General features: G+C 55.4%; 10 protein-coding genes. All 10 read left to right on the top strand.

What is annotated here, in order from left to right:
• Positions 1 to 119 precede the first annotated feature (119 nt).
• Positions 120 to 830, top strand: coding sequence for an exosortase (gene xrt / locus QVF59_RS06825; protein ID WP_287878274.1), 711 nt, complete (start codon positions 120 to 122; stop codon positions 828 to 830).
• On the top strand, positions 830 to 1,525 hold the full coding sequence (epsI, locus tag QVF59_RS06830; protein ID WP_287878277.1) for an exosortase-associated protein EpsI, B-type: 696 nt from the start codon (positions 830 to 832) through the stop codon (positions 1,523 to 1,525). The genes xrt and epsI overlap by 1 nt, the downstream gene beginning before the upstream one ends.
• Positions 1,522 to 2,808, top strand: a complete 1,287-nt coding sequence (locus QVF59_RS06835; RefSeq protein WP_287878278.1) for a hypothetical protein — start codon at positions 1,522 to 1,524, stop codon at positions 2,806 to 2,808. Before epsI ends, QVF59_RS06835 begins: the two co-directional genes overlap by 4 nt.
• A complete protein-coding gene (locus QVF59_RS06840) occupies positions 2,801 to 3,712 on the top strand; it encodes a glycosyltransferase family 2 protein (protein WP_159876272.1) in 912 nt (303 codons plus the stop codon). The genes QVF59_RS06835 and QVF59_RS06840 overlap by 8 nt, the downstream gene beginning before the upstream one ends.
• Entirely contained in the window at positions 3,699 to 5,000 is a 1,302-nt protein-coding gene (locus tag QVF59_RS06845; RefSeq protein ID WP_159876274.1) for an O-antigen ligase family protein, read from the top strand. Before QVF59_RS06840 ends, QVF59_RS06845 begins: the two co-directional genes overlap by 14 nt.
• Positions 5,001 to 5,040: 40 nt before the next feature.
• Positions 5,041 to 5,565, top strand: a complete 525-nt coding sequence (locus QVF59_RS06850) for a serine O-acetyltransferase (RefSeq protein ID WP_287878283.1) — start codon at positions 5,041 to 5,043, stop codon at positions 5,563 to 5,565.
• A gap of 1 nt (position 5,566) precedes the next feature.
• Complete coding sequence (locus tag QVF59_RS06855; protein WP_159876278.1) at positions 5,567 to 6,850, top strand: endo-1,4-beta-xylanase; 1,284 nt, start codon at positions 5,567 to 5,569, stop codon at positions 6,848 to 6,850.
• Between the two features lie 26 nt (positions 6,851 to 6,876).
• Positions 6,877 to 8,040, top strand: a complete 1,164-nt coding sequence (locus QVF59_RS06860; protein ID WP_159876280.1) for a glycosyltransferase family 4 protein — start codon at positions 6,877 to 6,879, stop codon at positions 8,038 to 8,040.
• Complete coding sequence (locus QVF59_RS06865) at positions 8,037 to 9,131, top strand: glycosyltransferase family 4 protein (protein ID WP_159876282.1); 1,095 nt, start codon at positions 8,037 to 8,039, stop codon at positions 9,129 to 9,131. Before QVF59_RS06860 ends, QVF59_RS06865 begins: the two co-directional genes overlap by 4 nt.
• A 48-nt stretch (positions 9,132 to 9,179) precedes the next feature.
• The coding region (locus tag QVF59_RS06870) for an NAD(P)-binding domain-containing protein (RefSeq protein WP_287878288.1) at positions 9,180 to 9,545 on the top strand (366 nt) is incomplete at its 3' end.

The following is a 9,545-nucleotide window of genomic DNA, read 5'->3' on the forward strand; positions in this document are numbered from 1 at the left end:
TCGCTGGCTGCCGCCGGCAGTGGCTGCCAACCCGGTGATGCTGACCGGGCTGGCTTGCCTGTTGCTACCTACGCTTTACAAGCTTTCCCAGCAATTGTGGCCAATCAAAGAACAGGGGCATGGCCCGGTTTTTTTTGATCATTGCCTGGATGTTCTGGAACAAGGCGCAGCAGGAAGTCATTGATGCTTCTGCTGCCGGCAGCAAGTTGGGCGTGCTGCCGTTTGTCCTTGGGCTGGTGATGTATGTATTGGGGCATTCGCAGGATGTCTGGTTCATGGAAATCGGCAGTTTCGTTTTCATCATTGCCGGACTGCTGCTATTGCATGGTGGCTACCGTTTGCTGCATGCCTATCGTTATCCCTTGCTGTTCATTTTGATCCTGATTCCCTTGCCGGGCTTTCTGGTGGACTGGCTGACCGCCAGTCTGAAAATGGGGGTGTCGCAGGCGGTGGAGCAACTGCTGTATCTGGCGGGTTATCCCATCAGCCGCAGCGGGGTAGTGCTGAATATCGGTCAGTACCAACTGATGGTGGCGGATGCCTGTTCCGGCATCAATTCAATGTTCAGCCTGCTGGCCTTCGGTTTGCTCTATCTCTATTTCTTTACGCCGGCCCGGGCTGTCAATCGTGTACTGCTGCTGATTGCGGTGCTGCCGGCTGCGATTGTTTCCAACATCGTGCGCGTCATCACCCTGGTATTGGTGACCTATTACTACGGGGATGCTGCCGGCCAGGGTTTTATCCACGAATTTTCGGGTTTGTTGTTGTTTGGAGTCGCCATCTTGTGTGTGTTTCTGTTTGATGCGTTCTTGCAAAAGGTGAATGGCTGATGCCCCGCTTGAATCTGCTGCGCCAATGCCTGCTTGCGCTGATCATGCTGCTGGCTGCTGTACTGGCTTACGCCTTCACCCCGCGCACCTTTACTGCCGACAGCAATCGTATAGACCTCGCCGGCATGGTGCCAACGGCGTTTGCCGACTGGCGGCAGGTGGATATGAAGGGCGTGATTGTCAATCCGGAGGTGGATGCCCAGCTAAATCGCACCTATAGCCAGGTGCTGGAGCGGGTATACGTCAATGGCAGAGGCCAGCATGTCATGTTGTCCATTGCTTATAGCCGCGACCAGCGTCAGGGATCCGGCCAGCAGACGCACCGGCCGGACCTGTGCTACCCGGCACAGGGCTTTGCCTTGCACGACAAGCAGCAGGGCACGCTACAGCTTGGTCGCCATCGCCTGGCCGTCAACACCATGGTGGCGCAGCGCGAACAAAGGATCGAGCCGCTGATGTACTGGATCACCACCAATGGTGAAGTGGCTTCCGGCCGCGAAAGCCGCAAGCTGGTGCAAGTGCGTGCCGGTCTGGCCGGGCTGGTGTATGACGGCATGATCGTGCGGGTTTCCACCATCAATGACGATGTGGCTGCTGCACGGGTGCTGGAGACGGAATTTCTTGCCAGCCTGTATGCCGCCCAGCCGGAAGGGGTGCGTACGCAGTTCTTTGGCACGGGAGTAGTGGCGCTGTGAACCACTCGGCCATTCGTACCCTGACTCTGGGCATGCAGCCCATGCTGAACCGCATTCCTCGCCCGGTATTGTCCTTCGCTTGCCAGGGCATGGTCAGCGGCATCAGTTTTATTGCGTCATTCCTGTTGCTGCATTATGCGGACAAGAGCGAATACACCACGTTTGTGCTGTTTCTCAATGGCTATGCCTTGCTGGCCAGCCTGCAGAATGCGCTGTGGTTGCAGCCCCTGATTACCCTGTCGGGCAAGATGGATGCAGGTGCCAGGCAGCAGGCCATCCACCGCGGTATCTGGCTCAGCCTCATCATTGCCGTGTTTGGCGGTGTGCTGTTTGCCGGCTATCGCCAGCTCACCCTGGGTGCGGGCTGGTTCAATCTGGCGACGATGCTGTTTCTGGCCAGCTTTGCCTTTCTGCTGGTGCGTGACGCCAACCGCTCTGCCTGGCTGATGCTGGGCCAGCTGCCCGGTCTGTTTCTGCATGATCTGGCCTATTTGCTGTTATTCATGCTGCTGGCTGCCATTGGTTGGTATCTGAAGAGTTTGTCCATGAGCCTGGTGATCATGGCCATTGCCTTTCCCGGCCTGATGTCGCTGTTTGCCCGGCCACGTGCCGGCCATGTCGATGGAGCACCCGCTATTGTCCGACTGGACCGCGACTTTGCCGCGCAAGTGTGGTCCTGCGCGCGCTGGGCCTTGCCTGGCGTGCTGGTGACCTGGCTGTTCAGTAATGGTTACTGGTTTTATCTGGATACCGTGCAGGGCAAGGCCATGGTGGCCATGCTGGCCGCAACCCGGCTGTTCTTCACCCCGGTCGGCCTGATGATTCAGGGCTGGGCCGGCTATTACCGGCCCGTGTTTTCGCAGCTGGAGCACCAGGGTTTGCTGCAGCAAAAGCGTGCGCTGGTGCGCCGCCAGGCGCTGGTGTGCAGCGGCGTGGTCTTGCTGTTTGTCCTGGCCCTGCTGCTGTTGACGCTATACCCGGCAGCCTTGCCCGCCTATTTGCCCCCGGCAAGCTTCATTCCGCTGGTGTTGGCCTGGGGGGGCTACTTCCTGGTGCAGTGGCTGCGCAACATCCTGTCCACCGCCATGCTGGCTGATGCCGGTGGTTACAAAATCGTTTTCAAGGCTGGTCTCACCGGGGCTGTCCTGTTCTACCTGCTGTTTGTTCCGGCAGGGTATCTCTCCCGTCAACTGGTGCTGTGTCCGCTCATTCTCTGCCTGGCAGAGCTGTTCATCCTGACCATGTTGTGGCGACCCGTTTTTGGAGCCAAGCGCAATGACTGAATTGCCTAGCATCACGGTAATCGTGTGTACCTATCGCCGCCCTGGGCAATTGCAGGAATTGCTGGATTCGTTGCGGGCGCAGTATGTAGAAGGGCTGCGTCCCCGCCTGTGCATTGTCGACAATGACGCCGAGCAGTCGGCACGTGCGGTAGTGGAGCAGGCAAAAGCCGACTTCCCGTGGCCGCTGCAATATGTGGTGCAACCGGTAAAGAATATTGCGCTTACCCGTAATGCCGGCCTGGCCACGGTCACTACCGATTATCTGGCTTTTATCGACGATGATGAAGTCGCGGTGCCGCAATGGCTGCACAGCCTGGTTGCGCTGGCGCGTGAGAGCAAGGCGCAGCTGGTGTTCGGGCCGGTGTTGCCGGTGTATCCGCCGGGAATCCGGCCCTGGCTGGTGAGTGGCGGCTTCTATGAACGGCCCAGGCATGCCACCGGTACTTTGCTGCCATTACTGGAGGCACGTACTGGCAATGTGCTGATAGATGCGGCTCTTCTGCAAGGACAGTCCTTGCAGTTTGACGCAACGCTGGGTCTGAGTGGCGGCGAGGATTACGCATTCTTCGAGCATTTGTATCAGCAAGGTGCAAAGGCAGTCTGGTCTGATGAGGCCATGGTGACTGAAGAAGTTCCGGCAGACCGTGCCACGCCCAATTGGCTGCTTAAGCGCAGCTTTCGCATTGGTTCCGTAGAAGCCAGCCTGATGCGACGCAGGGCGCGCGTACAGTCTTTGCTGCGTATGTGGGTCAAGGCTGCTTATCTCATGGCGCGCAATGGCTTGATGCTGCTTGCTGCTCCGCTGCGCAGCAAAGCATTGAATTTCCGGATGGTGCGTAATCTGGCGATTGCGGCCGGTATTGTTTATGGCCTGGTGAATGGTCCTTATCGTGAATACAAGTAATTCCGCCAAAGTGATGCAGGGTGGTGGTGTTGAGTCACTGCGCTCACTAATGATTGTTACGTTTATGCTGGCTGTTTTTATCAGCCTGTTTGCTATCGGGGCGGCGGATAAGGTGCAGTCTGATGGTGGGAGTAATCTGTTTCGGCAATTGACGTGGCTGGCGATTGGCGCTGTAGCATTTTTCCGCTGCTTTAGTTTTGGGCGATATGTAAAAATTGATCTTCAGTTAAGTTCAGGATTGCTGATTACACTTTTTCTTTTGGGGTATTGCCTTGTTTCGTTTTCATGGTCGGCCATTCCCGATGTTTCACTAAAGCGGGCAATTCTGTTCGGTTTGATGGTTTTTTTATGCTTCGCAGCATTTGGAAAAAAGTCACAAAACCCGCTTAGTTTTATCCAGGTTATGGCTTGGCCATTGGGAATTTTGCTGATTCTTTCTTTTGCTTTTACTGCGGCTATCCCTTCGGTAGCAATTACATCAATCGGCTGGCGTGGAGTCACTTCATTCAAGAACGAGTTTGGTCAGCTATGTGCCATCAGCCTGCTGATATTCAGTTTTGCCGTGTTTGAAGTGCGGAATTGTCGCAAGACCATGTTGCTAATGGCCGTACTGTCCTTGCTGGGGCTGCTGTTGTCACAAAGCTCTACCTGTGCAGTTGCCGTGATCGCGGGTTTAGTGTGCAGTCTGGGTTTGCTGGTTACGCGGCGTCTGCTGCGCCATCGCAGTGGCAGTGCCTTGATGCTTGGATTGGTGATTGCAGCTTGCACTGCCGTGCTGGTTCTTCTGCTTGCAGGTGTGCTAGGTGGCGGAGATGTCCGAGAGCAGTTTTTCCAATTGCTAGGTAAATCGAGCACGCTGACGGGGCGTACCAAATTATGGTCTCTTATTTTGGATAATACCCGTCTGCACAATCCATGGCTGGGTGGTGGTTATGGTGGGTTCTGGAATGGTCTGGGTAGCCCGTCCAGTTATACTTCCTATCGTTTTCCTGCCGGATATGTGGGGCAGGCGCATAACGGGTATCTGGATATATTCAATGATCTGGGCTATGTAGGTTTGGGTTTGCTGGCTTTGGTGCTGTTGGTGTATGGCTGGCATATTTTCCGTCATTATCAATCAGGACGTCCTGAATTTTATTTTCACCTTGCTTTTTTTATCTACATCATTCTGGAGAATTATGCGGAAAGTACTTTCTTTAGATTGGTGGGTTTTTTGAATATTGTTTTTTTTGCTTCTCTGGCACGTGTTGCTGTAAGTGAGTGGGTAGGTTTTGATGATAAAAAATAGGCGTGATTACAAAATGTATCTGGAGGCGGATCGTGTCTCCATGGGTGTGAGAAATGGTTGGATAGATCATTTTTTTAATGATAGATGGCGTTATGTTCGTTTGTTGCGGCAGTCTGAGTACAATCATAATATTGGTTGTTTCTTTTTGATTCGTATTTTTGTTGAAATCCGCCGCAGAAGATTAGGGCGGTTGCTGGGCTACTCCATCCCCTTGAATGCGTTCGGGCCCGGTTTGGCATTGCCGCATCGTGGAGATATTGTAGTAAATAGCTATGCGCGGATTGGTCCTAATTGTCGCATTCATATTGGTACTAACATCGGCACTCAAATAGGTACATTGGATGAGGTTCCGGTAATGGGGCGTAATTGTTATATTGGTCCCGGTGCCAAGCTTTATGGAAAAATTGTTATTGGCGATAATGTTATTATTGGTGCAAATGCAGTTGTTAATAAAAGCTTTCCAGAGGGGAATTGCACGATTGCAGGTATTCCGGCTCGTGTCATATCTGAAAAATCAACGGTGGGTTTGTTTAGCTGTGGTTATGAAGAGTCCGGAAAGGAATGACATGAAACGTTTGCTGGTGTGCGGCTGGTTTGTTTGGATGTCGGTAATGTCGTCTGCGGCATTTTCCAACAATATATTTTTCTTTGGCCAGCATGTTTTTTACCCGGATTCCTATTCGGCAATCTCCAGTTTTGCCTTTGATGGCATCCGTATCTGGGGCAATCCCAAGACGTTGTGGCGCGACGTGGAGCCACGGCAGGATGTTTATGATTTTTCAGTGCTGGACCAGCATGTGCGTCTGGCTGAAACCCGTGGCATGAACGTGATGTATACCCTGGGCCAGACCCCGGTCTGGGCCAGTGCACGTCCGACAGAGCTGGGCAGTTTCGGTCTGGGGGCAGCTGCCGAGCCGGTACGGATGAGCGACTGGTCCGCTTATGTCGGCACGGTGGCAAGACGCTACCGGGGCCGGATTACTGCCTACGAGGTAATGAACGAGCCGCGTATCGGTGAGGCGATAAAGATGTATTCGCCCGGTTTCTTTTCTGGCAGTACCGCACAATTGGTCCGCATGACCGAGCTGGCGGCGCAGGCCATTCATGCGGCCGACCCGCAGGCCCTGGTGGTGTGTCCGGCCATGGATGGCTCTGACCTTGGTATCAAGCGCCTGGATTATTTCCTGTCACAGGGCGGGGGCCGCAGTTGCGATGTGATTGGCTTCCACTTTTATCTGAAAACCGGCTCCATCAACGAGTTCACCTCCTTGTTGTCGCAAATCCGCCAGATGCTGGTGCGCTATAAGCTGCAGGACAAGCCGGTATGGAATACCGAGATGGGCGTGCTGGTGGGTTCCTCCGGCAATCAGGTGCGGGCGGGTGCTGTTGGAAGCGCGCTGGACAAGGTGTACAGCGATGACGAAGCGGCCAGCCTGATGTTGAAAGTGCAGGTGGCATCCAGCAATGGCGGGGTGGCACGTACTTACTGGTTTGCCCATGATTCTTCGTCTATGGGCAGTACCTTGCCCAACAAGAAGGCTGGCCAGCTCAATGGCCTGGGCGAAGCCTATGCCAATGCCAAGATCTGGTTTTCCAAGGGGCGGAAGGTACGTGGCTGCTCCTTGTCAGACAGCCAGGCCAATTGTGCGGTCTACGAGGGAAATTACCTGGTGGGCCGCGTGGTGTGGGGTATTCCGCTGGTGCCGGTTGAATGGCTGACGGCCAACCCCATGCTGGGGAAAGTCCATTTGTTGAATGGCCAGACAATCAATATGAGTTCCAGCAGAACCGAGACGCTGAGTGCCTTGACACGCAATTTTGCTGACCCAGTGTTTATCAGCATTGACTGATGCCAATAGCCAGATCCGAGGTTTGCATGAAAGTCACCATTTTTCAGTATCGCCTGTTTCACTACCGCACCAAGCTGTTCGAGCTGATGCGGGTTAAATGTGCCCAGCGGGGCATCCGGCTGGATGTGGTCTATGGCCAGCCCTACCGGGATGAAATCAAGAAAAAGGATACCGGCCGGCTGGATTGGGCCATTCCGGTAAAAAACACTTACTTTCCGATCAAGGAAAAAAAGGATATTTGCTGGCAACCGGCCCCCGCCGTGGTGCAGGACGCCGATCTGTTTGTGTTCATGCATGAGAACCGCCTGCTGGCCAATTATTACTGGCTGTTGCGGCGACGCCTTGGCCGCTCGCCTCGGGTGGCGTTCTGGGGACATGGCAAGGACTTCCAGTCCAATGCGCCGGGCGGTCTGCGCGAGCGCTGGAAGGAAAAAACCCTGCGCTGGCCGGACTGGTGGTTTGGTTACACCCAGCATACGCGGCAGATTGTGGAAGGCTCAGGCTTTCCGCCCGGGCAGATTACCGTGCTCAACAATGCCATCGACAATGTCGAGTTCAAGGAACAGCTCTACATGGTGAGCGAGGCGGATATTGCCCGTCAGCGGGATGAACTGGGGCTGGATGCCGGTGATTTTGTCGGCATTTACTGTGGTTCGCTCTATCCGGACAAGCGGCTGGACCAGCTGTTTGAAATTGCCGACCGTCTGCAGCAGCGGGCAGCACACTTCCGCCTGCTGATTGTCGGTTCCGGCGCACAACAACCCTATGTCGAGCAGATGTGCGCTACGCGGCCCTGGATTCGCTTTGTCGGCCCGCGTCATGGTGCCGGCAAGGCGGTGCTGTTTCGCCTGGCGGCGCTTACCCTGTGTCCGGGCGCGGTGGGGCTGAACATTCTGGATGCCTTTATCGCCGGTGTGCCGCTGATCACCATGGCGGGTGCCAAGCATGGGCCGGAAATCTGCTTTCTGCGCAATGGCGTGGATGGCTGGCTGATCGGGGATGCGATTGATGAGTATGTCAGCCGCGTCTTACGGCTGATGGATACCCCGATGGAGCTGCAGCAGATGCAGCAAATGGCCTTGCAGGCGGGGGAGATTTATACCGTGGAAAACATGGCTGACAATTTTGTCGAGGGGATTACGCGCTGCCTGAATGCCGCGACCCCGGCTCAGGGAGGAGTGATGGCATGAAGGTAGGCATTATCGGTTTGCGGGGTATTCCCGATGTGCAGGGTGGTGTGGAACGCCATGTCGAATCGCTTGCGCCCCTGCTGGTGGCGGCCGGGCATGAGGTGACCGTCTATGCGCGCGCACCCTATATGGCGGATTTCGACAGCCCGGCCTGGCGCGGTGTGAAGATCTGCAAGGTGTGGTCGCCACAGCACAAATTTACCGAAACCCTGCTGCACACTTTTCTGGCTATCTGGGTGGCATTTTTCCAGCGTCAACAGCTAGTGCACATTCACGCTATCGGTCCGGCTTTTTTTGCTCCGCTGGCCCGCTTGTTGGGCATGAAGGTGGTGATGACCCACCACGGCCAGGACTATGCGCGACAGAAATGGGGCAGGGGGGCCAAGGCCTTTTTGCGCCTGTCGGAGTTTTTGGGGGTGAAGTGTGCCAGCAAAGTGATTGTCATTTCGCATGGCTTGCAAGACCTGGTGCAGAACACTCTGTCCCGGCAGGCCAAGCTGATTCCTAACGGTGTGACCGGCTTTGCCACCGATGCGATTCGCCCGGCCGATGTGGAGCAACTGGGCTTGCAGCCTTACCGCTACATCCTGCATGTCAGTCGCTTTGTGCCGGAGAAACGGCATCACGACCTGATTGACGCGTTTCAGCAGGCCGCCTTGCCCGGCTGGAAGCTGGTTTTCGCCGGCGAGGCAGACCATGCGGATGACTATTCTCGCTCGGTGTTGGAGCGTGCCAGTGAGCAGGTCGTGTTTCTGGGACGACAAAATGCCCAGCAACTGGCCTACCTGTATGCCTATAGCGGCGTTTTTGTGCTGCCTTCATCGCATGAAGGCCTGCCGATTGCCTTGCTCGAAGCACTCAGTCTGGCCGCGCCGGTGATTGTCAGCGATATCCCGCCGCATCTGGAGCTGTCCTTGCCGGAGAAGTGCTATTTCCCACTGGGCGATACCGCGCAGCTTGCTGCCCGTCTACAGCAGTATGCAGCAGAAGACTTGTCGCAACGCTGGAACGATTCGGCCCGCTGGGTAAAACAGAATTACGACTGGCCAGCCATTGCAGAGAAAACCTCTGCCGTATACCTGGCCGCGTGATGTGATTGAGAACAACAACAAGTCATTTCAATATTTCAGGATGATTTCATGACGACAAAAAAAGACGTGCTTCTTGGACGAATCGCGGACAAATCCGCCGTTATCGGCATTGTCGGCCTGGGCTATGTCGGCCTGCCGCTGATGCTGCGTTTTGCCGAAGTGGGCTACAAGGTACTGGGCTTTGACATCGACCAGAGCAAGGTTGATGCCCTGATGGCCGGCAAGAGCTATATCGAGCATATCAGCGCCGACAGCATTGCCACTGCCCGTACCCGCGGCTTTGAAGCCACCACCGATTTCGCCCGCGCGCCGGAAGCCGACACCCTGATTCTGTGTGTGCCGACCCCGCTGAACAAATACCGCGAACCGGACCTGAGCTTCGTGCTGGACACCATGGACAGCCTGGTGCCTTAT

Source organism: Aquitalea sp., assembly GCF_030150775.1.
GTDB classification, from domain to species: domain Bacteria; phylum Pseudomonadota; class Gammaproteobacteria; order Burkholderiales; family Chromobacteriaceae; genus Aquitalea; species Aquitalea denitrificans.